Below are 26405 nucleotides of genomic sequence, written 5' to 3' on the forward strand. Positions count from 1 at the left end.
GACTCGAACCCGACTATGGAAGCGGGTGAGATGCGGCTATGTGGCGAAATTTGCATGCTCGGCTACTAGTACTAGAGCCGTAGCGTTCACAATCCTCATAGCATCACGGCGGCTAAGCCGCGTGTCTTGCGCCACCGCAGAGTAGGCCACCCCCCTCTTTTGCAACTTCTGCAACAGATACAACGCCTTCGAGAAGGCCCGAATCTTTATCCGCGTCCGCAGAAGCTTGGCTTGTCGATCATAGTGGCGATCGTATCGCCAGAGCAGTTGTGGCATATGCCACTTCGCCGCCACGCGTTCGACCTCATATCGTTCAAGAAGAAGGCCGAGCGGAGGAAGCTCGCAACGTCGGTTGAGGAGAATCGTGATGACGCGCCGAATCTTAGCGACAGCGGCATTCTCCCAATCAGCGGAGAAGGGAATGCCCGTGAAGTCGGTGCTGAGATCGATCAGCGGCGGTGCCGCCACCTCTTCCGGCCGTAGCAGAAGATCCAGAACGGATACTCCCTGTGCCGCGGCGACATTGAGGATAATGGCCACGGTCGGCGCTCCGAGCTCGTGAAGCTGCTGACGCAGCCCGGGATGGCCAGCGAACTGGTTTTCGAAACGTCGGTAAGTATTGCCTGGTAGCTCATACGCCTCGTCGGAAGAGATCCATGCGACGAGCTCACCGATGTTTCTGTCTACCCATTCCTGTGACGAAGTCAGTGGCAGTCCCGGTCGGCCAGCGTGCCCGAGCGGCTGCCTGCAAGCCGTACACGTGCCGTACCTCGAGAACGACGGAACGCTTCGCTGCACGGAGCCACAACGGGGACAGGTGCTCTCGATTGCTACGTTATGAATCTGGCATCTGGACAGGTGCGAGAAGTGCCAAGCCAGACGGCAACCTACCCAGTCATCAGGGTCTGCGAGCAGGCAGGCCGGACACCAACGCCGATTGTGACTGAGACCATGTCCCGTTTCATTGATCAGCCTGTTGAGCGCCCAGAACGTACCCCGCAACAGGTTCGTGCTGCCCGTTAGCGTATTGAGTGTCTCAGCTCGGCGGATGAAACGGCGCTTGCCGGGCCCGGTGATAAGAGAACGTGGCCGATTGTTGTGAACGTGCTTCTCGCCGCTCGCGACATCGACCTTCTGTAGGAGGGTGGAAACTTTCTCGCCAGATGCGTGCGCCAGGCGCACAACATATGACTCTAGCGATTCAGCGTTGGGGGTGCCCACTCCGCGCAGCTCCAACGGCGGCAGTGCGGTCCATTGCCAAGGGCGAATCGCGTTCACTTCTCGCCAGCGTCCTGGGAGCTCCCCCACGTCAGTGTCGAGTAAGCTAGCTCCGAGGGGCTTGGATTCTTCGCACAGAGATCGTCGAATGCCTTCGCTTCGGCCCACATTCGTTCAAGCTGAAGCTTCGGGTAGGCGGCTTCTTCAAGGTCGCGGGCCTCGATGTGGTCAGTACCGCGCCGAGCACGCGCCATGTCTGCCCTTCGAAACAGCTGCTCCACCTCGCCGTACGATCCCGCCGAGTTCACGATGACCAGCTGCAGGTGATCCAGCGCCAACGTGGGGGACGCAAACGGGTATCGCTTCTGAATGGTCTTGACCAGACGGGCAAAGCGTAGATGGTCGTCGGGCCGGTTCTCGCGATAGCGCTGCACCCAAACGAAGAGGGCGCGCCTGGATACATCGGGGTGGCACTGCCACAGCGCCGCCGCCCTCGGCGTCCCCATGAGTATCAGAGTGAGCTGGCATTCCTTCGCCAGCTGCATATAGCTGAGCATATAGTTGAAGACGGACTGCCCTTTGGTCACGCTGGCGAGGGAAGCTGCCTCCTCTAGGAACAGCCAGCGAACACCCCGTGCCTTCCCGTGCATCTCGAACTCGAGTCTCAGGTCATGTTCAGTGCGGTACTGCCTGATGGCCGACCACTCGGAAGAGATCTCTCTAGCGTCCATGACCATGTGTACGACGTCGGGGTCGGCAATTTCCCCGCGAGGCGTCAACCAGGAGAAGTCTGGGTTCCGGAGTGCCATCGCCATTCTCATGGCGAGATCCTTCGGGTTGAACCGATTCCGCTCTGTGAGCGTCGCGCGTACGGCAATCGCTGGGAGCTGGCCTCGCTTCCAGTTTCTAGGGTCACCGGCAAGAGCGCGCATGGCCAGGTACCGAAGCTCGCTCTTTCCCGCGCCGGACGGTCCAATGACAAATATGAGTCCTCCTGGAGGCGAGCGATCCGCAGCCCTCAGCAGATCGTCACGCGCGCCGACAAAGTGGGGGTGCTCGATCAAGGACGTTGCCGTCGTCATGCAGTCTGCTCCGGATAGTCGTCGATGGCTTCGTAGGGAAGGCTCGGCAAAGCAGCCTGCTTCTCTGTCCGCAGTTCCGGTTGTGCGGGGCCCGACTCATTTCTGTGCGCGAGATCTTGCAAGATCGCCTCGGCGCGGGCGTACTGATTGCTGCGAACTTGTTCCCTGCGTGGAACGCTATCGCGTCGGAGTTGTGTCCCGTAGTAGGCGTGGAACTCGACATCCAGCGCTGAGCGTGCCGCAAGGCGCGGGGCAAGCGAGGACCAAGCTTTGAAGCGGCCACACTTGAGCTGGACACGAACCAAACTTGGATCTGCGCAGTCGCGGCGAACCTCGTCAAGGTCAGAGAAGCGGGCAGCTGCCAACAGTTCAGTGCTCGAGAACCTGTAGCCGCCGGTGCGCACGCCCCTCCTTTCGTCCAAAGTTCTAATGCTGACCCTGGTGGACGTTTGAAAAAGGAAGTCTTCGTCGTACATCTGGGCCTTCCCCACATGACCGAAGAGCTCCAGTGCCTCAAGGCTGCGTTCGGATGGAGACCTACCGTCTGCCAACGGTGAAGACCAGATGTCCTCGTGGAGAATCTTCTCAACCTCGTCCCGCAGGAATGAGAACTGCAGTCGGGCCGTGCGATAACTCTTGAATCTTCCATCCACTCCGCGGCCGTCACGATCCGGCTTGGTGCTGCCGGGCAGCCGATGCAACACTGGGTTTAGCCGCCCGTTGACGTTCTCCACCTGGCCGTTTGAGGCAGACGCGGCAGTCGGGTTGATCAGCAGAATGATGCCGTAGTAGTCGCAGAATCCTTCCAGCCATTTCGCCGTCATTTCGGGGCCCCGATCTACCTGTATGACTTGGGGCAACCGTCCATATCGGCGTACGTAGTCTCGGATGAGCATCGCTAGGGCCGATGTGCGTGCGGGGCCAAATCCCAAAGAGTGGGCCACCGGTCCATCGGCGCACCGATCGACCGCGATGTAGATCAGCGGCCGCTCTAGAAGCAGGATGTTCTCGATGCCAGGGAATACACGGTTGTCGATGGGGGTCGAGTCGATTTGAAGATGGCCGCCCACCGCAAGCGCATCTAGGGAACGCTTGCGCGGATCGGTCGATTCGCGAGTGTTCTGGTACTTGCGCATCCCCCCGGTGCTGAGCGCGTGCTTCGTCGGGCTCTCCGCAGCCAATCTCCTACACAGTGTGGTCCTGGTTGGCGTGACCTCTTCACCCCGTTGACGACATTCGATGCGCAGTCGTTCGCGGGCGTCTTCGATATCATGGAACGTGCCGCTATTCCAAAGGCGGCAAACAACGCGGAGCGCCTCTTCCTGCGCCGGGGGAAGCCGCAATGTGCGATTTCCACTGTTGGCATAGTTCGTAAGGCATGGCACAAGCTCCGATGTACCGGCTGCGCGAGCGGCATCCACTGCCTTCTTCAGCTCCCTATAGGCTCGGGTAAAGCCCTCTTGCCCAGCCTCCATTCGAAGCAACTTGGCAAGGCGTTCGCGACCGTGAGAGAGGTCGACCATGGTGGCCGACGAGATCGGGTCATCGGCTTGTTTCAACCTACCTCTGATCTGGTCAAGGCCGGCACGTGCGGCAGTATCGGCCTGCTCTTCATCGGCGAAGAGGAGGAAATTGTCTATGTCGTCAAGCGCGACGCTGAACGTCGGACCGAAGCAAAGACGCGATCGAAGAAGCTGCAGTGCAGTCAAGGGTGTGAAATCTTTGACCGCATCGGTCAGCTCGGAGATCGAGCAGGCGGAGCGGCTGAGGCGTGCCAACGCCAACCGATGTGGTGCACCCGGTTCCTTCAGCGCCGAGACGCCATATAGAAGCGCGAGGTTCGCCAGGCGAATCGAAAACTCGGGTGGCTGCAGCCAGACGCGATACCGGAGACCAAGCGTCTCGGCCCACCGCTCCAAGGGTGGGCGGGAAATCTGGAAGTCCTCGGTGCTGTGCCACTCTTCTGGATTGTTCTGAACTAGAGTGGCGGCGGCCTGCCGGGTTTTGCATTCGATCAGTTCGATGCCCGTGTTCCGAACGACCAGAAAGTCCACGGTGGCGTTCGACACGTGCCGGCGGCCGCTCTTTTGCTTGCGCTCTATGCCATGGCACTGGACTTGGCTGTAGTAGCAGACGACTGTTGGATCGAGTTCCAACTCATATGCGTAGAGCCGCTCGACGGTATGGCTTTCCAGCAGTCGGGAGCAGGCGTTCTTTTGAGACTGGAATCGAACAGTGATGTTGTCCAAGGCGCCTTTGCCAGTCTTTCTTGCCGGACTGGCGCGACACATATCGATCACTCTGGGTAGATGCTTCGGATCGAGTCCTGCGCGCTCCAGATGCACGCGCAGAATGAGATTCTCTGAAGGCATAAGACGCCCCATAGCCTCCGATAGGCGGAAGCTTGATTCCCTTGACAGCAAGAAAATCCCGAGCGCAAGATGCCTGCGTCCGTCCCCTGACCAAGGTGACTGCGGCATCGGAAGCCCGGGAGTCCAACCTCCCGGGCTTTCTCGTCTCAGGTGCTCGTGTTTTGGTTCCTACGGTTCGCGCCTATCGCATTTCGACTCCGCACGGTTTGGTCCATTCCGAGACTAGGTCGGGACTTGCCCTACCTCAATTTTTTTCCGTGCCGGAAAAAGGGGCTAAGTGATTGACGCTTTCCATTTATCCGGAGAGTTTCCAAAGAATGGAAACGATGACGGCTATCCATGGCCATCTGGCAAGCCGTCGCGTGCCTGCGTTCAGTCGGCGCGGATTCTGACGTGGGCAAGTGAGGTCGAGGCCGAGAACATTGCCTATCTGAAGCGGTTCAGACGCGCGTACGGCACGGTGAGAGGAGCCATCCCGGCTGGACTTCACGTGCCCGGCCCGCGTTCCAGCGAGAGCTTGAAGGCGCCAAGCCGCAGGCAACTGCTGGCGCTGGAGGCGCATCTGCCCGGAACGCTGGATGTCTATCAGCATCCCCTGTGGGCGGCGCTCGATGCGACGACGGAAATGGCCGCCTGCTACCGGCAGAAGGTGGCCTTGGAGCGCGTCGTTCCGAATCACCTACCCGATCTTCTCAGAGACGAGAGGGCGGACGAGGCGGCAGAGGCCATCGGGTCTTTGGATGGCTTGGCATTCCTCGTTCTGTCAGTCCGAGTCCTCCTGTCGAAAGGCGAGCGACCCGCAGCATTCGGCGCCGCCTGCTGCATCGTTCAGGCGCTGTGCTTTCTCGCCATCTCTAGAAGGTTCGTTGCGGCGATGGAGATTCTGACGGAGGCCTTGCAGCGAACTGCACTTGCCGACCAGTCCGATGGGCGGTTCAGGATCACGTCGGACCGTACCGCCTTTCTGGTGATGTATGAGGCGGTAAGCTTCGTGGCGGGCGAGATCGATCGCGTGACCGGAGTCGGTGAGCTGCGCCAGCACGAGAGGCACAGGTGGCCGATCTACGTTGCGCTGTTACGCCACTTGGTGAGAGCGATCGCAACGCCGGGTGGCGAGATGCGAGAGGCGTCTCTTGAGGCGTTCGCATGTGCATACGGACGTGATGGCCAGCGCAAAGCTGATCAGCTCGCCCGATACCCTATCTTCGTCGACGCTGATGAGTGAAGGACTGTCGGCAGGGCCATCAGCCGGTAGCATCTGTGCGCCTGATGGGCCTCACGCCTTCGGTTGTTCGCGGCCCCGGGACTCCCTATTGGCGCCGGGTGTGCGTGCGGCCAGCATCCGAGGGCTGCGTGGGCAGTAGCAGCGACGATGACACGAGGGCCTGGAATTCATTTAGGTAGTCGGCATGGTGCTGTGCCAACCACTGGACTACTCGGGGTTTGCTCAGCATGTTGGCCAGGTAGCTCTGCGCCACAGTCAGGCAAAGATTGTCGTCTCCGAACGTCTCTTCGACAAAGCGCGTCCGGCGTTGCGTGGCTTCAAGCTCGCGCTCTAGGCGGGCAAGTTGGTCACGTGATCCATCTGGTTTGCCCTTAGGCGTCCCTGACTCTACTAATTGGTCGTCAGAGGTGGCCGCCAGAATAGATTTTGCGAAGCTCGACGAGTAGTTGTTCTGTCCCACGATAAGCTCAGCAGCCTGCATTTGTCTGAGCGGCTTCATCCGCTTCAGGACATTGATCACGGTCATCGTGCAGTTCGGCTTGTCTGAGAGCAGCGCAACCGCCTCAGCGCATAGACCATCAAGAAGACGGAACCTACTGCGAATAGTGTTCGCTGACAGGTTGAGTGCAACGGCGATCTCTTCTTCTGGTGCACCGCGTTCGACGGCCATGACGATCATCCGATGCTCCTGTACGACGGACAATCGGTTGATGCGCTTGTTATAGGTGTACGCCTCATCATCCATGGAGACAAGGCATTCCACTTCGGTCGCCCCCAGGTCCTTGAGAGCTTCCAAGCGCATTTGGCCGTCAAGGAGGTAGTAGTTGTCCGGGTTCTTCCTGTCCGGAATCACTACGGGCAGTTCGACGAGACCTACTGCCTGTATCGAAGCTACAATCTGCTTGTACTTCTGGCTTTGCTTGAAGGTGGGACGGTACGCTTTGTGCCGAATGATGGCGTCAATCGCCACAGTCCGAGTCTTCTTCTCGAAGCTAGCGCTGCCAGCAGGATCGCGAGCGTTGTTCATTATGATGGCCCTGTCGTCATGCGCTCCGCCAAGGCGCGTGGCAAGGTTTCCATCCGTTCATTACGCAGCAGCGCGACGAACTGCTTGTCAGCTCGTAGCTCGCGAAGGGATCTCGTGATGAACATCAGTCTGTTCTGCGTGATATCTGCCTTTTTGATCAGGATTTGCTGCTTCTCAACTTCACGCTCGTAAACTCGTTTGAGTTGTTCGACGGTGAGCTTTCGATTCCTGTCACGGCGGCCAAGTGAGCCGTGCCGCTCAGACTTTCCTCGCCGCGTCCGTTGCTCAAGAATGCGCCGGACGATGCCCAGCTTCTTTCCTCGCAGGGCTCCCTCGGCGTATGCCTCAGTGAGCAGGCGTTGCACATCCGCGTCGTCGCTGCGTGAGATTTGCACTGCCATGCTTATTGGCATGAGTCCGGTCTCGACGGCCGCAACTAAACGCTCCTCACCGTTGTCCAGGAGTCCCGCGACCATACTTACCCATGAGGCCGTCGTTCCGATCTTCCCCGCGATCTGCTGATCGTCGTAGCCCCGCTTTCGCAGGGTCTCGATCTCCCTCATGATCTCCACCGCAGGGTGCTGACGCCGAGCGACGTTCTCGACGAGGCTCATGATCATGCAGTTCGCCTCCGTCGCGCTTATGACGAAAGCGGGGATCTCAGGGATGCCGAGCGCTCGGTAGGCCTCAAGACGACCTTGGCCGCACACTAGGTCATAGCGGAGAGCGCCGTCAGGCTGCTGTTTGGCGCTTACCGTAATGGGTCGCTTCAGGCCAATAGTGCCGATGTTATCGATGATTTCTCGATGCTGAGCGCGACTGCGAGCTCGAGGGTTGAGCACCTGAATATCGTCTATAGGGATCTGTTGTATAGGGCGCATGGCGGCGCTCCCTAGTTCAGGCAGCAAGCTGGAGCGGAACGCGCTCGGCCAGGGCGTAAAGTGCATCGAGCGTGTCGAAGCAGTAGGAGTCCAGTCCTAGGCCATTGCCCTCTTCAGCAAGCCGCAAGGGGTGGATCGGGAGATCGATCCGGGGGAATAGGTAAAAATCGAGTATGTGCTGCTGATCGGCAGCCATTCGTACCGCGACAGTGATATCTGGCCTGAGGCTTGTATCGAACCGAATCCGCCAGCGGAATGCGCCTCCGGATGTCCGTAGACACCGGGCCAGCACGACCGAGACGGTGAACTCGCCGTTCACTGTTATCAGGTCACTTTCTTCGTCGCGGTGGAGACTGATGCCGGAGCGTCGCAGGCCGAATACGACTTCGGATAAGACTTCAGGGAGGCGTTCTCGCAAAGCACGGTTGATCCGCAAATACTCGTAATCGCGGCGAGGAACGTACCCGATCAGAGAGTACGCACGGACAAGGCCGCCGAACCTTGTCCGGTATGCGCTGCTGGACGGCATGTCCTCTTGTTCATCTATGAGGAGACCGGAGAGCGCGCCGGTTCGATCACGTAGGTCTCGCAGGCGTTCGAGCATGTCGCTGTCGTCCAACTGCCGCGACCGGGCAGAGATGACAGCGCTCGCTCGTGAGAAGAGCTCCTGAGGAACGACTGGCTCGAAAGCGTTGTTCGCGCGAACCCACATTTCTTGTGGGTTACGCACCCGGCGCTGCTTCAGCTTGAACGATGTGCGGTTGTAAACGTTGTTCCCGACGTACTTTTCATTTATCAGGATCTGGTGGACCGTTCCACGCGTCCAAGTCGTCCCTCGGTCTGTGCGGATCCCGGCGACATTCAGAGACTCGGCGATCTCCTGCTCCGAACGGCGGTTGTGCACGAACCACTCATAGATCTGCCTAACGGCGGCGACCTCCTCGGCCGGGCCGGGTGTAAGAACTACGCGATCCGTTTGTAGGCTTTTGCGTTCGCCAAGGCGCAGCTCGGCCTTCGGCTGTCGGCGGTCGTCGAGGAGCATTCGGCGCAGTCCGAAGCCCGCCGGCCCGCCCTGACGAAAGCCCAGCTCGATCAGGCGGCACTGGCCCATGAACACCTTGTTCGAGAGTTCGCGGCTGTATTCGCCAGCCATCACGCGCTTGACGCTTTTGATCACTACGGTCATCGGGCTGCCGTCGTTTTCGAAAGGCTCCGCGCAGTAATGGACGCGAATACCTGCGCGGCGGCATAGGTACTCGTAATACGCGCTCTCGTCAGCGTCCTGGAAGCGGCCCCATCGGCTAATGTCGTACACAAGGATGGCGTTGAAAGGCGGGCGTGACGCCTGAACGTCATCGATCAAGGTCTTTAGACCGTTGCGCCCCTCAAGGCTGAGACCGCTCTTTCCCTCGTCCGCGTACGTGCGCACGATCGTCATATCGTGCTGGTCGGCGTATTTGCGGATGGCGTCGCGCTGATTCTCTGTCGAGTACTTCTGGTGGTCCGTCGACATGCGGACGTACTGAGCGACCGGCACTACCTGGCCGGCACTCTGCCCATCCCGGGTACGCGACGTGCCCATGACTGAACCAGGCTAGCGAAACGTAATGCGCTTCTACACCGAATGTAGGAAAAAGTCAAACAAAGCGGATGGATACGCTGGCGGCTACTCGGATGCCCTTCGTCGGCGGGCCGAAGTGGATAGAGCGGAGACAATCGTCAGAACGGCCTCTCGCTGCTCTCTACGCAGCCCTCGAAACCCAGTTAGGAGTCGGGTTTCCGGTGGGGGCAACGCTGTCGATGGCAGATCTTCTTCCACCAGTGCCCAGGGATGGCACGAGAGCGCCTCCCCTAATCGGCACAGCCAGTCCACCGTCAGACGGCGGCGGCCCGATTCAAGGTGACTGATTTGCTGGTTGGTGGTGCCGGAGAGCTCCGCTAACGCTTCGAGAGTGAGTCCTTGAGCCTCCCGTAGTGCTCGGATCCGATTGCTCACGCCTTAGCGCCAGTATTGATGGATAGCCTTAACTTACCATCGGCGACTTAGCTTTGGGCTGGTGACCTTCGACTCGGCCTGGTCAAGACGTGAGTCGCTTCAACTTGGGTCGCGGGCTGCCGATAATCGCACTTAGTTAGGTTGCGCGGTCAATACGGAAATCCGCAGACCTCATCGTTTACAGCAGAATGGAATAAGAAGCTCAACATGGATGCCATCTTTTCGAACCTTGCCGATCCATCTTGGTGGTTTACCGGACTCTTCTTCGTCGCTGTGTCTTGGGCAATCAAGAAGTCATTCGTGCATGGTCCCTCACAGATACGCGGATACATGCGAGGAAGAAAGCTTGCCAACCTCCGCAAGATTCACTCACTACGTTGGAACTCGCTGGAGATCACTCGCCTGATCGGCAAGGCCGGCGCCAACTACGTCTTGTTCGTTGCATTCATCGTCGTCTTCCTGGTCCTCATCCTCTTCACGCCTTTGCACCAAGCCCTCAAACAGGCGCCCTTCTTCGTCACGATCTTGTTGGCGATGCCTATCTATATCTTTGAGATTCTTTGGTTGATACCTGATACGCGCGTCAGGGAAGCACTCAAGTCGCGGCGCAAGATTCGGCGCCTAAGAAGCGATGCCTGATTAGCATTGCGCTTCGTCGTGTTGAGCTTCCTGAAGCCCCCAGAAGAAGCCTTTGTCGGGAGGGGCAGAACCACCGGCGGCCCCTGACAGTCGCCGTCGCTGATTAGCGTGATGTGCTGGTTGTTGTGCCGAGGGAGCCCCGCCGGCGTCTCGAGGGACAGACTCCAGGTCTTATGGCAGCGGCCGGTGTTTGACATCGGCCTGACCGGACGAGGTCAGGGCCGCGGGAGCGCCCTATGACGCCATGGCGCGCTAGTGCGATGCAACGAAGGCCTTCCTGCTGCGATTCTGGCGCCCACGAAGCGCGACCAACCGCGTCCCATAAAGTGGGACATCTCGCGCCTCCTTTTTGAGTCGGGAGGCGCGGATACCTACGAAGCCAAGTAGACGTGGCCTAGATGCCGAGACTGTTGGGCGGGCCTACGCAGTTCAGGCGCATACTCGTCAGCCCTTACGCGCCGGAGGTGGGTTCGGCGGCGGGGCTGGCTTGCTTTGTGTAGGAGGCGGATTGGTGTTGGCGTTATGACCCGGAGCCGGCGGGTTGGAGCCCCGGCGCTCCGTCGGAGGTGGCGTCCTGCGTTCGTTCGTCATGGCGTTCCTCGTTGTGTGTGAATTCGACCCACTGGACATCCTTGCTGTGAACCAGAACCCCGTCGAGCTGGGGCAGGTCGATGACTTCACCTGCCTCGTCGATCCAGCTTGGCCACTGGATGTAGAGCTGGCCATCTTCCGGCGTGTTCGACCATTCTTTGGGCCACCCGTATAACCGGCGACCGTCGCGGAACTGGACGATTACAAACGATCGCTGTCGGTCGAAGACGCAGTACCACTCCGATGGATGCGAGGTCCTAGACGTGAACCCGAGGCCGCGCAGTCTTCGGTGGAGCGAGTCCTTGTTGGTGAAATGCGCCAGCGCCCCACCGACGACGATCGCCAGCAGAAATGACATCGCTAGCGCAGACGACGATGTCCAAGCGCCTGCGTCGACGAAGTGGCCTGCCGCGATCGCCATCCACTTGATCGGTAGTAGCAGGACCTGGATGGCGAAGGTAAGAATCAGCGCTTGAACGACGCGCTCGAACTGCGATGGCTTCGGGTGTGACGTGAGCCCGTAGAACAGCCACGCGGCCATAAACCCCGGCAGCAGATAGGTCAGTAACTTGACTGCTTCGGTCGACAGTTCTGACATGCGTTACTCATCCTGGGCCCGACGACGTTCGTAGCAGTGATTGGGCGAAAGCGTCGTCAGTGCTCGCGGTCCTTCGGCGGGTTGGGATCGGGGTGGGCAATGGTGTCCTTGCTCCGGATCTTTCCATCGACGCCCTTGGTGGTCAGTTCGCCACCGCCCTGATTTCGCAGCATGCCCTTCGCAGCCTGCTCGGCTTCACGCTGGGTGTGGTGAACGGACGACGCCCGATCGGCGTCATTACGCTTGTTCACCCAAGCTCCGTCGTCACGGCGATACACGGTCCGATCTTTGCCCTTGCTCATTACGGCCTCCAGTGGTGGCGGGTACCGCGCCAGCGAGGTTCCTACTTTTAATACCAACTGGTAGGCGCGTCCGCAATTCTCGTTGCATCATCGGGCGGTCGGACCAGTTGGGCACCCGCGGCCGCGTCCACCCGCGTGATGGCGATGCCGGGACTGGACTGCGCATACCGAGCCGCCGCGCGCAAGGCTGAGATGCTCTCTAGATATCCGATCTTCGGGGGGGCAGGCGGGAAGAGTACTCTGTGACCCAGCGCAACTGGGTTCCGCACCCTAGTTCGGACAGGGGGAGTCGATGGCAACTGCGACGACTGCAGCACCGATTTTTGGCGACAAGCTTTATCAGGAACGCGCAAGAGCCGCATTGCCAATCCTGGTCCGACAGGCTGAGGCTGCGACTCCCATTTCGTACTCGTCCCTTGCTGCCGAGTTGGGTATGCCGAACCCCCGCAACCTGAATTACGTTCTGGGCTGCGTCGGACAGACTATGGAGTATCTACAGATCAAGAAGGGGACACCGATCCCCCCCATCCAATGCCTTGTCGTCAACAAGGCGACGGGCCTTCCGGGGGAGGGTATTGGCTGGTTTGTGGTCAAGAAGGAGAGCTTCGCGGATCTTCCGCTGAAGCGTCGCAGAGAGATTATTCAGTTTGAGCTACAGCGCGTTACTGCATTCGAGGGTTGGCGGGGCCTACTGGCCGATCTTGGTTTGAAGCCGCAAGTGCTGGATTTCTCAGCGGCACTAGAGGCAGCGGCTGCGTATCGCGGTGCTGGAGAAAGTGCGGAGCACAAGCAACTAAAGGAGTTTGTTGCGCGTAACCCCGCTGTTATCGGTCTGTCGCCGGCCATTACCGGGGATACCGAGCTGCCCCTCCCATCTGGCGACTGCCTTGACGTGTCGTTCAAGTCCCGAGGAGCCTGGGTTGCTGCCGAAATCAAGTCCACGATCTCGAATGCTGCCGACATTACGCGCGGTATCTTTCAGTGCGTTAAGTACCGGGCAGTACTTGAGGCGGCGATGCTGGCAAAGAATGAAGCCCCAAGCGCTCGCGCGATACTTGTCCTTGGCGGAAGGATGCCGCCAGAGCAGGTGCTTCTCGCGAACCTGCTCGGGGTTGAGTTCGTAGACGGTGTCGTCCCCACGTGAGGCAAGGTACCTTCAGGCCAGTGGCGCGTCTTCCTCCGCGGGGACAACGTTGGACGGCTCGCCGAGATTCCGAGTCGGCAGTCGGATCTAGACCACCTAGAAGGAACTATGGGGACAACAGGGCTCATGGGAACAGTTGCGCCTAATACCGATGCAAGGGTCGCGGTCATGGTTGACTGCGACAACGCCAGCCCAGAAGCGCTCGAGTACGCCCTGCACATGGTGGCCCAGTTCGGCCGCGTGGTGCTACGGCGGGGCTATGGCAATCACTCAACCCTCGCTAACCGATGGCAAGAGGCGCTCGTCAGACTGGCGTTCACGCCCTGCCTCCAGTACCAGTACGCGGCCGGAAAGAACACAGCGGACATTGCTCTTGCCCTCGACGCGATGGAAGCGATGTTCGACAGCCGGGCCGATACCTTTTGCCTCGTCACCAGCGATTCTGACTTCGCCTACCTTTGCCGAAAGCTCCGCGAGCGGGGCGCTACGGTCTTTATAGTTGGCGAAGCGAAGACTCCGGACGCCTTGCGCAATGCCAGTGATCAGTTCTTTGCCTGGCAGCGACCGGAGCCATCGCTAGCGGGAACCGATTCCGTCGAGCTCAAACCAGCGTCTCCGTCCAAAGCCCCCGCGAAGCGGCGACCAAAGACGCTGATCAGCGCGGTGACACTGCTTGCAGGAGACACGGAAGATGGTCGGGTGGGGCTCGGGGCTCTAGGGCAGTACCTCAAGCGGACAGACCCGGGCTTCTCGGCGAAGGTGTATGGCCACGCCACCCTTTCCGACATGGTCCGGACCTACCCCGATCTCGTGATGACGCAGGAGCCTGGTACCGGCTTTTGGGTGAGCTTGAAACCGAAGTCCGAGCCAAAGTCAGCAGGCGCTGTGGCAACGGTCATCTGAGGGGTAGCGGCGGACGGTGGTGCCTTCAACGCTTGGCCGAATGCGGAGACGATTGGAACCGGCTAGCCCTCAGCCAATGATCATGTGTGGTGCCACGTTGCTCTGCACGTCGACCTCGAATAGCTCCCACTTCGCTTCACCCGCGGAGTTGACGAGATGCGCGGCCCAGGACTCGGCCATCAGATGGTGGGGGTGCTGGAGCATCTGCAGCTTCCCATCAAGGCCGACGACCAAGCCTTCGTCATCTTGCTCTCCGACGAACGACTTCAGAAATGGGCCATGCGGTCCGATCATTAGTGCGCCGCGCTTGCCCTCTGACGTGGTGCTCGAGGAAGTCTCAGATAGAACGGCCCGCCAGCTGTAGCCTTCGGCCAGGGCGAGAACGCGCGGATTTTCTTGCCCGAAATCGTAGACGGTGCCCCTGAACTTGCCGTTCACGATCAGGGCGCCGAACTTGCCACGCGCGCCCTTTTCATCGATGACGAGAAGCCAGTCGTTCTTGTACTTGGCGAGACTCCCCGGCGGCAGGTCGGACCAGGTGGTGTGGATGAATGCTTCGGCCGGGATTTGCATGCGGTACCTCACATCGACTGGGTGTTCGACCAGCGTGGGACCGCCAAAGTGACGACGCAAGTAACACGCCTCCACGCGTGGAGACTTCGAGGCCCTTACCCGCGATCGTCGGTTTGTGTCCAACTCGGCTCGATACGTCCAATTACAGCGAGCCAGGCCATACGTAGTGCGTGAGCGTCGACCAACGCGTGGTGGCGGCGAGGCTCACCAGCTCCGTATCAGCTTCGTCGGGCCATTCGGAATCCAGAAACAGGTAGGTCGGGCCAGTCATTCCGCCAGGCCATCGATTTCAGCATCCGTGGGCGGCTCTCTGCCTTGTTCCCAGCATCGGAGGCAGTGGAATAGGCGGATCTTCTGCCCCGCGCCAGGGGCGATCGGGCCTTCCCGCCAGTCCGGCACACATACCTCTTCGGCGCGAATTCCGGCATTCCTCAGCTGCCGCGCCAGCCCGTAGGCGGAGCGGTCAACCAGGACTCTGCCATCATGCAGCGAGGCAATAAGGGCCTCTTCTCGCTCAGCAAGTTGGCAGCTGGTTACACGGGCGAGGAATTGGTGCTCGGTCGTCATCGCTCATCCGCTCGTCCCAGGTCCGCATCAAGCAGCGCCAAGACTTGGGCAACTTCTTCGGGTCTCCCTCCCAAGCGGACATAGGCGGTGGCTTCTGGAGGAGCCAATGCCGCCTCAGCCAAGGCAGCGCGTGCGGTACCAGAATCAGTCGATTCCAGAACATTTCCATCGACCTTGAGCCAGCCAGTTCCCGTGAAGATCGCCCCATCCAGGCGGCCATCATTGTGTGCCTGGCGCAGAATGGCCCATACATGTGTGCCGACCGGCAACAGGCGTGCCCATGCACCCCGTAGCTCGGTTGGGTCGCTTGGAGGAAGAGGGACGAGACCGTCCGGCGTCAGTGTTGCGACGCCGCATCGCGCTCGGAACCGCACCGAGTCGTCGGACGGCTCTCGCACGCAGATCCGGATTGAGGGATCCGTATGGGAGCGCGCAATTATTTGGTCTGCAGGGCCAGACCCGAGATGCGCTAGAAGAACCCCATCTTCCAAGCTGGCCTCGCAGTAGGAGACATAGGCCGTCATAGGTCGTCCTCGCGCGCCCGTGGCGTCTATGATACCGCCATAGCTTTCCTATGTTGTTGTTTTTTTGGAGTTTTATTGCGCTTTAACTATGCGCTCGGCTGTTCTTATAGATGCGCCAAAGTCGGCCTTCACCTGTGTGAACTATGGTCACGGCGTCGCGATGAACTATGAGTTCATGCCCAATCGGCACATCGCAACGTCACTTCAAAGCCGCAGCTTCACGGAAGGAAGGCGGCGCAGGTCGCGCCTGTAAAATCGCCGCATGACCCACGATCTCCCCCTCGGTCGCCACGTCGACTACCCGCGCGAATACGACGCGAGCCTGCTGTTCCCGATCGCACGCTCGCTCGGCCGCGATCACATCGGCATCGCATCCGGCGAGCTGCCCTTCATCGGCGTGGACCGTTGGAACGCCTACGAGCTCAGCTGGCTCGACCGCCGCGGCAAGCCGCGCGTGGGCACCGCGACCATCACGGTGCCGGCGACGTCGCCGAACCTGGTCGAATCCAAGTCGCTCAAGCTCTACCTGAACTCGTTCAACGCGGCGCGTTTCGACTCCGACGCCGACGTGCACGCGCGCATCGTCGAAGACCTCACGCGTGTCGCCGGCGCGCCGGTCGACGTGCGGTTCGGCCTGCCGCCGATCGACGAAGCCGCGCCCGACAACGCGGTGCTCGACTGCATCGATTCGCTCGACGTCGAGATCGACGACTACGGCCCGCCGAACGCCGACCATCTCTCCGCCGATGTGTCGCGCGTGGTCACCGAGACGCTTACCAGTTCGCTGCTCAAGTCGAACTGCCCCGTCACGGGACAGCCCGACTGGGCGCGCATCGTGATCGATTACCACGGGCCGAAGCTCGATCGCGCGGGACTGCTGCGCTACCTGGTGTCGTTCCGCGACCACGCCGAGTTCCACGAGCAATGCGTCGAACGCGTGTTCGTCGATCTCCTCGCACGCACGGGCGCGCAGCGGTTGTCGGTCGAAGCGCGCTACACGCGACGCGGTGGGCTCGACATCAATCCGTGGCGCGCGACGCCGGGAATCGAGCGTCCTGCACCCGGTCGCGACGAACGGCAATGAACAAGCGCAGCGCTTACCCGGCCGCCATATTTCCTTAACGGGACGCGTGCCAATGTGCCTCCGCCCTCACGACAGGAGGCTTCCAACGTGACCCAACCCGACAAGAAGGCCGATTTCTCGGACGTGCAGAGCAAGGTCGAGAGCACGGAACAGATCCGTCCCGATTTCAGCGACGTCCAGTCGTCGATCAGCTCGACGGAGCAGATCACGTCCGCCACCGCGGGCGAAGCGCAGTCCTACACCGTGCAGAAGGGCGACACGCTTTCGCACATCGCCAAGCAGTTCTACGGCAAGGCCAGCAAGTGGAACGCGATCTTCGACGCGAACCGCGACCAGCTGGACGATCCCGATCGCATCCAGCCGGGCCAGGTGCTGCGCATCCCGCCGGCGGGCGAGTGAACGACCGACAATCCAGGAGACGTCCCGATGATCCGCAACCACCTGCACACCGCCGTCGCCACCGCGCTGCTCGCGTCCGTCGCGCTGGTCGGCTGCAAGAAGAAGGAAGAACCCGTCGTCACCAGCACGCCGCCGGCGACGACTGAACCGGCGGCTCCCGCCCCGGCTCCGACGCCTGCTCCGGTCGCCACCGTCACCGTCACGACGGTCGACCTCGGCCCGACCGTCGGTGCCGACAAGAAGGTCGCTTCGCCGACCGCGACGTTCAAGCCCAGCGACACGATCAACGCGTCCGTCGGCACGACGACGTCCGATCCGGCGACCGCGGTGCCCGCCAAGCTCGGCGCGAAGTGGACCTTCCAGGACGGCCAGACCGTCAAGGAAGACACCGCCGACGTGAACTTCGCTGGCCCAGGCCAAACCGTCTTCACCATCAGCAAGCCCGGCGGGTTCCCGACCGGCAAGTACAAGCTTGAAGTCCTCCTCGATGGCGCGGTCGTGCAGACGCGCGACTTCGAGGTGAAGTAACCGTCTCTCTCCCCCACCTCACTGGTGGGCAAGCATGGGCGCGGCTCGTTACCGCGCCCTTTTTTTATCCGCGTGTTCTTATCCGCGTGTTTTATCCGCGCGCTTCCCCGGCGCGGCGTTCAACGTGGCGGCAGGATGCCGTCCACGTAGTACCAGCGGCCGTCCTCGCGAACGAAGCGGCTGATTTCGTGCAGCCGGAAGGCCGAGCCGCCCCCGACGCGGTATCGCGCGACGAACTCGACGGTCGCGTGGTCCGCATCCAGCGGTGTGTGGCGCTTCACGTCGAGACCGAGCCAGCGCGTCGATGCGGTGTCCTCAAGGTCGAGCGTTTCCGGCCGCGTGTCCGGATGCCAGCTGGCCAGGACGTACTGCGCATCACCGAGCACGTACGCGCAGTAGCGCGAGCGCATCAGCGCCTCGGCATCGGCGGCCGGCGCGCCCGCGTGGAGCGGGCCGCAGCACTGGCCGTACGGGCGGCCGCGGCCGCAGGGGCACGGGGTCGAGGGCGCCATGGGCGCGGACGGCTTCGGGTTCATGTGCGAATTCTCGGCGAGGCAACCCCACTGCGACTACCATGACGCGCCCCCGCGAAGCACGAGCCGCCATGAAAGCCGCCCCGAACTACCTCGACGACGACCAGATCGAACGCCTGGCCGAACTGCTGGAGCAGCGCGCCGTGCCGTTCAAGGGGTTCAACCTGGAGGCGCTGGACGGCTACCTCTCCGCGCTCGCGGTCGCGCCGGAAACCGTCCCGTTCGAACAGTGGCACGACGCGGTGTGGGGCACGCCCCCGCGCTGGAAGGACGAGGAAGAACGCGAACAGGTCCAGGCGCTGCTGCTGGGCCACTGGAACATGGTCAACCAGCGCGTGCGCTTCGGCGAGGACGACCTGCCCGACCATCTCGCGCCGCTGCTCTGGCTGCCGGAGAACCCGGAAGAGGAACAGGACGACGAGCTCGATGTCGGCCGCGACTGGGCATTCGGTTTCTTCCGCGCGGTCGAGCTGAGCGAGATCAAGTGGGACCAGTGGCTCGACGAGCACGACTGGGTCGACGAGATCTTCCTGCGCTTCGATCGCCTCGCCAGCGGCGAGATCGTCGGCGAGGATCCCGAAGCGCCCGGCGAGCCGGTCAGCTATCGCGAACGACTGGAGATCATCGCCTCGCTGCCGGGCATGCTCGCCGACCTGCACCACCTCCGCATCGACACGCTGACGCCGCGCGAGCCCATCCGCCGCGAGGCCACGCCCGACCGCAACGCGCCCTGCCCGTGCGGCAGCGGCAAGAAATACAAGAAGTGCTGCGGCGCGGCCTGATCGCCCGCCGCCAGCCTCCGACGCCATACCCTCGCGTGCGGTAGCGCGCGCCTTGGCGTGCGCTCACCGCGCGCCTCACTGTTGCGCCCACGCGCTTTGCCGCGCTGCATCGAAACCGCGACAATGCCGGGGTTGCGCGCCGCCCAGGCGCGCGCGTCGAACAGGCCCCGCCGGCGCCACGCCGCGACGAGCCGCGCACCCGCCCCCGTCTTCCGCTAGCGAGTCACGCCGACATGCCCAACACGCCCAAGATCCTCTACACGCTGACGGACGAAGCGCCGTTCCTGGCCACGCAGTCGCTGCTGCCGATCATCGAGGCCTACACCGCGCCGGCGGGCATCGCGGTGGAAACGCGCGACATCTCGCTGGCCGGCCGCATCCTGTCGCAGTTCCCCGAACTGCTGAAGCCCGACCAGAAGATCGCCGACGACCTGGCTGAACTGGGCCAGCTCGCGACCACGCCCGACGCGAACATCATCAAGCTGCCGAACATCTCGGCCTCGGTGCCGCAGCTCAAGGCCGCCATCGCCGAGCTGCAGCAGCAGGGCTACGCGCTGCCGGATTACCCGGAAGAGCCCAAGGGCGAGCAGGAGAACGACATCAAGTCGCGCTACGACCGCGTCAAGGGCAGCGCCGTGAACCCGGTGCTGCGCGAAGGCAATTCCGACCGCCGCGCGCCGCTGTCGGTGAAGAACTACGCGCGCAAGCATCCGCACCGCATGGGCGCGTGGAGCGCCGATTCGGCCTCGCACGTCGCGCACATGGATGCCGGTGATTTCTACGCGAGCGAGCAGTCGAAGGTGATCGACAAGGCCGGCACGGTCTCGATCGAGCTCACCGGCAGCGATGGCCGCCGCAACATGCTCAAGACCAACATCAAGGTGCAGGCCGGCGAAGTGATCGACGCCTCGCTGATGAGCGCCAAGGCGCTGTCGACGTTCGTCGATGCGCAGATCGATGACGCGCTCGCGCGCGGCGTGCTGTTCTCGCTGCACCTGAAGGCCACGATGATGAAGGTGTCCGATCCGATCATGTTCGGCATCGTGGTCAAGCGCTTCTATCGCGACACGCTGGCCAAGCACGCCGACGTGCTGGCCCGCGCCGGCTTCGACGCGAACAACGGCATCGGCGACCTCTACGCGCGCCTGCCGTCGCTGCCGCCGGAGACCGTCGCCGCGATCGAGGCCGACATCGCCGCCGAATACGCGCGTCGCCCGTCGCTGGCGATGGTCAACTCAGACAAGGGCATCACCAACCTGCACGTGCCCAGCGACGTCATCGTCGACGCGTCGATGCCGGCGATGATCCGCGACTCCGGCCGCATGTGGAACACCGACGGCAAGCTGCAGGACACCAAGGCGATCATTCCCGACCGCTGCTACGCCGGCATCTACCAGGCCGTGGTCGACGACTGCAAGGCGCATGGCGCGTTCGATCCGGCGACGATGGGCTCGGTGCCCAACGTCGGCCTGATGGCGCAGAAGGCCGAGGAATACGGCAGCCACGACAAGACCTTCCAGATTCCCGCCGACGGCGTGGTGCGCGTGCTCGACGACGCCGGCCACGTGCTGATGGAGCACACGGTCGAAGCCGGCGACATCTGGCGCATGTGCCAGACCAAGGACGCGCCGATCCAGGACTGGGTGAAGCTCGCGGTGAACCGCGCGCGCCTGTCGAACACGCCGGCGGTCTTCTGGCTCGATCCGCAGCGCGCGCACGACGCGAACCTGATCGCGAAGGTCGAGCGTTACCTGAAGGACCACGACACCGCAGGCCTGGACATCCGCATCCTGTCGCCGGTGGAGGCGATGAAGCTGTCGCTCTCGCGCATCCGCGACGGCAAGGACACGATCTCGGTCACCGGCAACGTGCTGCGCGACTATCTCACCGACCTGTTCCCGATCATGGAACTGGGCACCAGCGCGAAGATGCTGTCGATCGTGCCGTTGATGGCCGGCGGCGGCCTGTTCGAGACCGGCGCCGGTGGTTCGGCACCGAAGCACGTGCAGCAGTTCGTCGAGGAGAACTACCTGCGCTGGGATTCGCTGGGCGAGTTCCTCGCGCTGGCCGCCTCGCTGGAGCACCTCGCCAACCACACCGGCAACGCGCGCGCGAAGGTGCTGGCCGACACGCTGGACGAGGCGAACGCGAAGTTCCTCGACAACGACAAGTCGCCCTCGCGCAAGGTCGGCGGCATCGACAACCGCGGCAGCCACTTCTACCTGGCGATGTACTGGGCTCGCGCACTGGCGAACCAGACGGCCGACGCCGAACTCGCCGCGCGTTTCGGCAAGCTCGCCGACGCGCTGGAAGCGAACGAGCAGAAGATCGTCGACGAGCAGATCGCCGCGCAGGGCAAACCGGTGGACATCGGCGGTTATTACCACCCGGACATGGGCAAGCTCGCCAAGGCGATGCGTCCGAGCGAAACGTTCAACGCGGCGCTCGCGGCGCTTTGATGTCCGGCTGCCTCCCCTGCGAATGCAGGGGAGGGGTGAAGTCGCGGGCGATGACGCCCGGCTTGCCTGACAACTTCCCGGGGCCGCTTCCGGGCTACGAAAGCGGCTAGCGCGCGACCGGTTCCGGCACCGGGCAACCCGGTGCCGCAGCGCCATTCTCATCGCTCACGCACAACCGGAAATCGCGAAGCCCCGCGATCTGCCGCGTGTCGCCATCGGCGACGGCGAACTGCCGGATCGGCTTCGCCAGGCATCCGGCGTCCTTCTTGTTCGACGCGGAACAATCGCGCGGGAACAACGTGTAGTAGCACTGCCCGCTCGCGCTACTCAGGCACTCGAAGCGCGCCACGCCGGCCTCCACGACCGTGCGGCTGTCCAGCGACGTCGCGCCGTCATGCACGATGCGATCGACGAACGTGCTCTTGCCTACGTCGCAACCGAACAGCGACAGCAGGAAATACAGCAATGCCTGGAACTTCATGGTGCACCTCGCAGATGGGCTGGCGATCCGTTGCCGGAAGCGTCGGTGTTACATGTGGCGGAACAGCGCCATGAACGGCGCGCTGACCGGCAGCGTTTCGGGGCGCGATTTCAGGCGCACGGTGCCGCGCCCGGTGTCGTCGCGCACGATGCCGGCGATTGCCTTCAGGTTGACGATGGTGGAGCGGTGGATCTGCCGGAACGTCGAGGGATCCAGCACGCCCAGCAGTTCGCGGATCGGCGTGCGCAGCAGCGCTTCGCCTTCGGCGGTGACGACGGTGGTGTACTTGTTGTCGGCGCGGAAGTAGGCCACTTCATCGACGAGGATCAGGCGCGTCTCGCGCCCGGCGCTGGCGGTGATCCACGTCAGCGGCGGCGCCGCGGTGGCGGCCGGCCGCGCACCAAGGCGTTGCAGCAGGTCGGCGAGCACCGCCGCGTCGTTGTTGCCCGTGCGCTCCTTCAATCGCTGCACGGTCGTCGAAAGGCGCGCGGGCGAAATCGGCTTGAGCAGGTAATCGACCGCACCGCGCTCGAAGGCGTCGATCGCGTACTGATCGTAGGCCGTGACGAACACCACCTGCGTGCGCGGCGACACCTGCGCGGCGGCCCCGGCGACTTCCAGACCGGTGATGCCGGGCATGCGGATGTCCAGGAAGGCGACGGTCGGCGTGTGTTCGGCCAGCGCTTCCAGCGCGCTCGCGCCGTCCTCGCACTCGGCGACGATCTGCAGTTCCGGCCACACCTCGCGCAATTGCCTGACCAGCGACTCGCGCAGCAGCGATTCGTCTTCGGCGACGACGCAGGTGAAGTTGGTCTCAGACATGACGGCCCTCCGTCGGGATCGCAGGCGGCAAGGCGGGCGGGACGGAGATCGTCGCCGCAACGCCGCTGGGGAAATTCGCGACCACCGACAGCGCCGCGCTCGCGCCGTACAGCAGGCGCAGCCGTTCGCGCACGTTCTTCAGGCCGATGCCGGTACCGCTGGTCTTCGTGTTGAAGCCTTCGCCGTCGTCGGCGACGGTCACGGCGACGACGTCATCGACGCGGCGCGCGCGTATCCACACCGTGCCGCCACCGGTGCGCGGCTCCAGCCCGTGCTTGATCGCGTTCTCGACCAGCGTCTGCAACACCATCGGCGGCAGCGGCGTGTTGCGCAGCGATTCGGGAACGTCGACCTGCACGGCCAGGCGCGAGCCCATGCGGATCTTCAGGATTTCCAGATAGGCCAATGCGCGTTCGAGTTCCGCACTGAGCGTGGACATCTCGTTGTCGGTGCTCGGCAGCGAACGGCGCAGGTACTGGATGAGGTGGCCGAGCATCTCGTCGGCGCGCGCCGGATCGCTGCGCGTGAGCAGCTGCGCGCTGGCGAGCGTGTTGTAGAGGAAGTGCGGTTCGACCTGCGCGTGCAGCAGGTTCAGGCGTGCGACCGTGAGCTCCTTCTCCGTCGCGGTCTGCGCGGTCTCGGCCTTTTCGTCGCGGCGACGCTGCGCGACGCGGCGGCTGATCGCCCGCGTGATCGCCTCGGCGTTCTCGAAGTTCGTGCCTTCGTCGACGAGGAACCAGTCGCTCCACGCGGGGCTTTCCGGTTCGCAAATCAGCGTGACGCTGGCGGCGTCGCGACCCGGCGTGACGGTGACGAGGATGCGGTTGCGTGCGACGCCGAACCAGCGCATCGGGTTCCACTGGCCGAGCGGATGGTCGCCGTCGTTCTGCGGACGTGCCACCGTCGCGCGCAGCTGCAGGCTGTCGCGCGCGCTTTCCACCGGACCGATGCGCGGCAGCTCGCGCACTGCCGCGTCGACCAAGTCGAACGCTTCGCCGGCTTCGAACGGCACTTCGACCTGCCGGCGTTGGCGGTTGTCGAGCGCTTCCTTGTCGACGCGGTTGGCGATCAGGCGCACGCGGTCCACGTGCGAGGACGCGGCCACGACCACCAGCGCCATCGTCGCGATGCCGGCCATCGTGAGCACCCAGTCGAGCCGGCCGAGCACCGGCAGCTGGTTCCAGATGGCCGACACCACCAGCAACGCCATGAGCCAGGCGAAGCCGATGCGGAGCACGAAGGCCAGGGTCTTGAACACGGAAGCGCCTGTCACGATGGAATGCGGCGCAGCATAGCGACCCCGGCGCCGGCCGGAAGGGCGCGCGCGACGAACGCGGGTGCGGGGCGACGAAGTGGGGGCTGGGGGGAGTGAAGCCCTCCTGCGGTGGGGCGGGCGCGCTTTGATGCTGTCATTCCCGCGAAGGCGGGAATCCAGGCGTCCGGACCATCAGGGCATCCGGAAGGTGATACGTCTGCAGGATGGATTCCCGCCTTCGCGGGAATGACAGCAACGAGCCCATGACCCGGGAGGATCAGCGGATGTACGACGAATCCGTGTTCCGCACGCGTTCGATCTCGCGCTGCTTGAACAGGCGGTTCGCCTTCTCCTCGGTCATCTCGTACTTCGGCGCCACGTACGGCAGCAGCAGGCGCAGCCACGAACTGCTGATGCGGCGCGACTCTTCCGGGCAACCCTGCGCGCGCGATTCCGGCAGGTCGCCATCGGTCACGATGCTCAGGTAGCGCGCCGGATCGCTGCCGTACAGCAGGCACTGCAGGTTGAAGTAGCGCTGCTCGCCCAGCGCGTGCTGGTCGGCGTAGGCGTCGAGGTTGTACTCGCCGGTACTGCGCGCGAGGAACCAGTTCGACGCCATGCGCAGGTTTTCGGTGACGGTCGAGGTGGACTCGTTGAGGCCGGCGAAGCGCAGCATCAGCGTGGTCGCGAGCTGGTCGACGGCGTCTTCCTCACGGCCGGTGATCGGGATTTCCAGCAGCGTGATCAGCGCGTGGCCGGTCTCGTGCAGCAGGATGAAGCGGAAGTTCGCATCCAGGTACTGCTGCGCGTACGTGTCGGGGAGCTTGTTGTGCGCGGCGAGCTCGCGGCCGCGCTGCTCAAGCACCTTCATCGTCTCGTAGCACATCACCACTTCATTGCGTTCGGGCGAATAGAACGCATTGACCTCGCCGCATTCGGCGGTGACGTAGTTGATCGGCCGCGGCAGCATCAGCATGCCGTCGATGGCCTGCACTTCCGGGATGTGGCGCAGCATGTCGGTGTCGTGCGCGAGCTTGTAGTACGGCTCGAGCTCGGCGTTCTTCGGCTTCACGTATTCGTAGCCGAACTGCACGCCACCGGCCTTGCTCTCGGCATCGGCGGTCTTGGCGAAGCTCACCGGCTTGAGTGCGGCCATGTCGTCGGCCATCGCCTTCTCGGCCGCCTTGCGGCCTTCCTCGCGCGCGGCCGCGAGCGCGGCGGCCTGGCGCTTGCCGGCGATCAATGAATAGCCGAACGCGCCGCTCACCACGCCCAGTGCCAGCGACAGCAATACGATCAACAGTCTCGTCGACATGCGCGTCCCCGTGCGCTTACCCAGGCGACGCGCGCTCCCGTGCGTGCGTCGTGGGCGAAATCCTAGCCGCTGCGGCGTGACGGCGGAACCGCCACGGCCTTCACACGTCGTGGAGCCGCGCTACACGCGCTTCAGGCGGCGTGGCCCTCGGCGACGCTGGCTTCGGGGCGGATGCGGACGGCCCAGAGCACGCCGGCGATCAGCAGCGCGATGCCCAGCATCGTCAGCGGTTCGGGCGCGCGGCCGCGGAGGATGAAGGCGTAGGCCAGCGCGGCGAGCGTCTCGAACACGATCAGCTGCCCCGCCAGTGCGGTCGGCAGGCGCTGGCTGGCGGCGTTCCAGCACAGCGTCCCGATCCACGAGGCGAACAGGCCGATGCACGCCATCAGGCCGACGAAGAACCACGGGCGCGGGCCGAGCGGCATCGCGAAGTCGCGTCCCGCCACGGCCATGCCGCCCCACAGCAGCGCGTAGCCGGCCAGCGCGAGCGGCAGCGTCGCCACGCCCTGCGCGGTCGCCCACGTGCGCGGGCTGCGATCCGGGTGCGCGCGCAGCCAGTCCGCGTTGCGCAGCGGATACCAGGTCCAGCACGCCACCGCCACGATCGCCAGCAGCGCGCCCTGCAGGTAACGCGACGCATCGGCGTCGGGCTGCGTGCGCAGGGCCTCCAGCTCGACCCGATTGACGCAGGCGATGCCGAGCGCGATCAGCAACAGCGATGGCGCGAGCTTCCGCCACGGCAGGCGTCCATCGCGGCGGTGGTCGCGAAGGTTCGCGCTGATGGCGATGACCACCGGCAACGTGCCGATGATCATCGTCGGCAACGGCGCCCCGGCGCGCTGGATCGCACTGGCCAGGCACACGTAATAGAGCAGGTTGCCGATGGCCGCGAGCTTGAGCGCCTCTTTCCAGTCGGCGCGCGACAGGCGCCGCAGGTTGGCGCGGTCGATCCAGGCCAGCGGCAGCGCGATCAGGCCGAAGGCGAGGTAGCGGCCGACCGATTGCAGCGCCGCCGGGTAGTCGGGCAGCAGCAGCGGCGCGACGAAGACCAGGCCCCAGAGAAGGCCGGCGGCGAGGGCGTAGAGGGTTCCGGTGAGCATGGGGG

General features: G+C 63.1%; 26 protein-coding genes and 2 pseudogenes. 9 read left to right on the forward strand and 19 right to left on the reverse strand.

Annotated features, from left to right (window positions below):
- Window positions 1–36 precede the first annotated feature (36 nt).
- The 4 genes and pseudogenes from GOY17_RS19030 to GOY17_RS18370 form a co-directional block, all read right to left on the reverse strand.
- On the reverse strand, window positions 37–540 hold the full coding sequence (locus GOY17_RS19030) for a hypothetical protein (protein WP_232338483.1): 504 nt from the start codon (window positions 538–540) through the stop codon (window positions 37–39).
- A 351-nt stretch (window positions 541–891) separates the two neighbouring features.
- Window positions 892–1386, reverse strand: a pseudogene (locus tag GOY17_RS19175) (TniQ family protein); the annotation flags it as partial.
- Window positions 1275–2300: an AAA family ATPase gene (locus tag GOY17_RS18365; protein ID WP_157031458.1), complete on the reverse strand. Its 1026-nt coding sequence runs from the start codon at window positions 2298–2300 to the stop codon at window positions 1275–1277. The pseudogene GOY17_RS19175 and the gene GOY17_RS18365, both read right to left, overlap by 112 nt.
- Window positions 2297–4672: an integrase catalytic domain-containing protein gene (locus GOY17_RS18370; protein WP_198173746.1), complete on the reverse strand. Its 2376-nt coding sequence runs from the start codon at window positions 4670–4672 to the stop codon at window positions 2297–2299. Before GOY17_RS18370 ends, GOY17_RS18365 begins: the two co-directional genes overlap by 4 nt.
- 277 nt (window positions 4673–4949) lie before the next feature.
- Here GOY17_RS18370 and GOY17_RS18375 point away from each other — a divergent pair, with 277 nt between their 5' ends.
- Window positions 4950–5897 carry a hypothetical protein gene (locus GOY17_RS18375; protein ID WP_157031462.1) on the forward strand — a complete coding sequence of 316 codons (948 nt, stop codon included), beginning with the start codon at window positions 4950–4952 and terminating at the stop codon, window positions 5895–5897.
- Between the two features lie 85 nt (window positions 5898–5982).
- Here the strand turns inward: GOY17_RS18375 and GOY17_RS18380 are convergent, their stop codons facing one another.
- The 5 genes and pseudogenes from GOY17_RS18380 to GOY17_RS19180 all read right to left on the reverse strand — a co-directional run bounded on the left by GOY17_RS18380 (window position 5983) and on the right by GOY17_RS19180 (window position 9801).
- Window positions 5983–6924, reverse strand: a complete 942-nt coding sequence (locus GOY17_RS18380) for a plasmid partitioning protein RepB C-terminal domain-containing protein (RefSeq protein ID WP_198173747.1) — start codon at window positions 6922–6924, stop codon at window positions 5983–5985.
- Window positions 6924–7544: a plasmid partitioning protein RepB C-terminal domain-containing protein gene (locus GOY17_RS18385; protein ID WP_232338484.1), complete on the reverse strand. Its 621-nt coding sequence runs from the start codon at window positions 7542–7544 to the stop codon at window positions 6924–6926. Before GOY17_RS18385 ends, GOY17_RS18380 begins: the two co-directional genes overlap by 1 nt.
- A gap of 33 nt (window positions 7545–7577) precedes the next feature.
- A pseudogene (locus GOY17_RS19105) lies at window positions 7578–7871 on the reverse strand (ParB N-terminal domain-containing protein); the annotation flags it as partial.
- Window positions 7822–9318 (reverse strand): recombinase family protein, encoded by a 1497-nt coding sequence (locus tag GOY17_RS18390; protein WP_157031806.1) that lies wholly within the window; start codon window positions 9316–9318, stop codon window positions 7822–7824. The gene GOY17_RS18390 and the pseudogene GOY17_RS19105, both read right to left, overlap by 50 nt.
- A gap of 153 nt (window positions 9319–9471) precedes the next feature.
- Window positions 9472–9801, reverse strand: coding sequence for a helix-turn-helix domain-containing protein (locus tag GOY17_RS19180; RefSeq protein WP_157031466.1), 330 nt, complete (start codon window positions 9799–9801; stop codon window positions 9472–9474).
- A 207-nt stretch (window positions 9802–10008) separates the two neighbouring features.
- On the opposite strand from GOY17_RS19180, the gene GOY17_RS18400 reads away from it, so the two are divergent.
- Window positions 10009–10440, forward strand: a complete 432-nt coding sequence (locus tag GOY17_RS18400; protein ID WP_157031468.1) for a hypothetical protein — start codon at window positions 10009–10011, stop codon at window positions 10438–10440.
- A gap of 520 nt (window positions 10441–10960) precedes the next feature.
- Here GOY17_RS18400 and GOY17_RS18405 read toward each other — a convergent pair.
- Window positions 10961–11629 (reverse strand): DUF6338 family protein, encoded by a 669-nt coding sequence (locus tag GOY17_RS18405; protein WP_157031470.1) that lies wholly within the window; start codon window positions 11627–11629, stop codon window positions 10961–10963.
- Window positions 11630–11685: 56 nt separating this feature from the next.
- Window positions 11686–11931 (reverse strand): DUF2188 domain-containing protein, encoded by a 246-nt coding sequence (locus tag GOY17_RS18410; RefSeq protein WP_157031472.1) that lies wholly within the window; start codon window positions 11929–11931, stop codon window positions 11686–11688.
- Between the two features lie 292 nt (window positions 11932–12223).
- On the opposite strand from GOY17_RS18410, the gene GOY17_RS18415 reads away from it, so the two are divergent.
- Together GOY17_RS18415 and GOY17_RS18420 are read left to right on the forward strand one after the other, a co-directional pair.
- Window positions 12224–13075 (forward strand): hypothetical protein, encoded by an 852-nt coding sequence (locus GOY17_RS18415; protein WP_157031474.1) that lies wholly within the window; start codon window positions 12224–12226, stop codon window positions 13073–13075.
- A 168-nt stretch (window positions 13076–13243) separates the two neighbouring features.
- Window positions 13244–13978, forward strand: a complete 735-nt coding sequence (locus GOY17_RS18420; RefSeq protein WP_198173748.1) for an NYN domain-containing protein — start codon at window positions 13244–13246, stop codon at window positions 13976–13978.
- Window positions 13979–14047: 69 nt separating this feature from the next.
- On the opposite strand, the gene GOY17_RS18425 is transcribed toward GOY17_RS18420, so the two are convergent.
- Both GOY17_RS18425 and GOY17_RS18430 read right to left on the reverse strand, forming a co-directional pair.
- Window positions 14048–14551 (reverse strand): hypothetical protein, encoded by a 504-nt coding sequence (locus tag GOY17_RS18425; protein ID WP_157031476.1) that lies wholly within the window; start codon window positions 14549–14551, stop codon window positions 14048–14050.
- Between the two features lie 267 nt (window positions 14552–14818).
- The gene (locus tag GOY17_RS18430; RefSeq protein WP_157031477.1) at window positions 14819–15118 is read right to left on the reverse strand and encodes a hypothetical protein; all 300 of its coding nucleotides are present in this window, start codon (window positions 15116–15118) and stop codon (window positions 14819–14821) included.
- Between the two features lie 786 nt (window positions 15119–15904).
- Between GOY17_RS18430 and queF the strand changes: the two genes are divergently transcribed.
- From queF to GOY17_RS18445, 3 genes are all read left to right on the forward strand, one after another.
- On the forward strand, window positions 15905–16726 hold the full coding sequence (queF, locus tag GOY17_RS18435) for an NADPH-dependent 7-cyano-7-deazaguanine reductase QueF (RefSeq protein WP_157031478.1): 822 nt from the start codon (window positions 15905–15907) through the stop codon (window positions 16724–16726).
- A gap of 87 nt (window positions 16727–16813) precedes the next feature.
- Window positions 16814–17125 (forward strand): LysM peptidoglycan-binding domain-containing protein, encoded by a 312-nt coding sequence (locus GOY17_RS18440; RefSeq protein WP_115843259.1) that lies wholly within the window; start codon window positions 16814–16816, stop codon window positions 17123–17125.
- A 27-nt stretch (window positions 17126–17152) separates the two neighbouring features.
- The gene (locus tag GOY17_RS18445; RefSeq protein ID WP_157031479.1) at window positions 17153–17653 is read left to right on the forward strand and encodes a hypothetical protein; all 501 of its coding nucleotides are present in this window, start codon (window positions 17153–17155) and stop codon (window positions 17651–17653) included.
- A gap of 119 nt (window positions 17654–17772) precedes the next feature.
- On the opposite strand, the gene GOY17_RS18450 is transcribed toward GOY17_RS18445, so the two are convergent.
- Window positions 17773–18189: a YchJ family protein gene (locus GOY17_RS18450; RefSeq protein WP_232338485.1), complete on the reverse strand. Its 417-nt coding sequence runs from the start codon at window positions 18187–18189 to the stop codon at window positions 17773–17775.
- 68 nt (window positions 18190–18257) lie between these two features.
- Between GOY17_RS18450 and GOY17_RS18455 the strand changes: the two genes are divergently transcribed.
- Together GOY17_RS18455 and GOY17_RS18460 are read left to right on the forward strand one after the other, a co-directional pair.
- Window positions 18258–18968, forward strand: coding sequence for a UPF0149 family protein (locus GOY17_RS18455; protein ID WP_157031480.1), 711 nt, complete (start codon window positions 18258–18260; stop codon window positions 18966–18968).
- Between the two features lie 233 nt (window positions 18969–19201).
- Window positions 19202–21427: an NADP-dependent isocitrate dehydrogenase gene (locus tag GOY17_RS18460; RefSeq protein ID WP_157031481.1), complete on the forward strand. Its 2226-nt coding sequence runs from the start codon at window positions 19202–19204 to the stop codon at window positions 21425–21427.
- Window positions 21428–21533: 106 nt separating this feature from the next.
- On the opposite strand, the gene GOY17_RS18465 is transcribed toward GOY17_RS18460, so the two are convergent.
- From GOY17_RS18465 to GOY17_RS18485, 5 genes are all read right to left on the reverse strand, one after another.
- Window positions 21534–21908 (reverse strand): hypothetical protein, encoded by a 375-nt coding sequence (locus GOY17_RS18465; protein WP_157031483.1) that lies wholly within the window; start codon window positions 21906–21908, stop codon window positions 21534–21536.
- 48 nt (window positions 21909–21956) lie between these two features.
- Window positions 21957–22730 (reverse strand): LytR/AlgR family response regulator transcription factor, encoded by a 774-nt coding sequence (locus GOY17_RS18470; RefSeq protein WP_157031484.1) that lies wholly within the window; start codon window positions 22728–22730, stop codon window positions 21957–21959.
- Window positions 22723–23988 carry a sensor histidine kinase gene (locus GOY17_RS18475; RefSeq protein ID WP_232338486.1) on the reverse strand — a complete coding sequence of 422 codons (1266 nt, stop codon included), beginning with the start codon at window positions 23986–23988 and terminating at the stop codon, window positions 22723–22725. The genes GOY17_RS18470 and GOY17_RS18475 overlap by 8 nt, the downstream gene beginning before the upstream one ends.
- Window positions 23989–24262: 274 nt before the next feature.
- Entirely contained in the window at window positions 24263–25300 is a 1038-nt protein-coding gene (locus GOY17_RS18480) for a DUF4344 domain-containing metallopeptidase (protein ID WP_115843247.1), read from the reverse strand.
- Window positions 25301–25431: 131 nt separating this feature from the next.
- On the reverse strand, window positions 25432–26400 hold the full coding sequence (locus GOY17_RS18485; RefSeq protein ID WP_157031486.1) for a DMT family transporter: 969 nt from the start codon (window positions 26398–26400) through the stop codon (window positions 25432–25434).
- Window positions 26401–26405 lie beyond the last annotated feature (5 nt).

The sequence above is a fragment of the Lysobacter soli genome (assembly GCF_009755585.1).
GTDB lineage: Bacteria > Pseudomonadota > Gammaproteobacteria > Xanthomonadales > Xanthomonadaceae > Lysobacter_J > Lysobacter_J soli.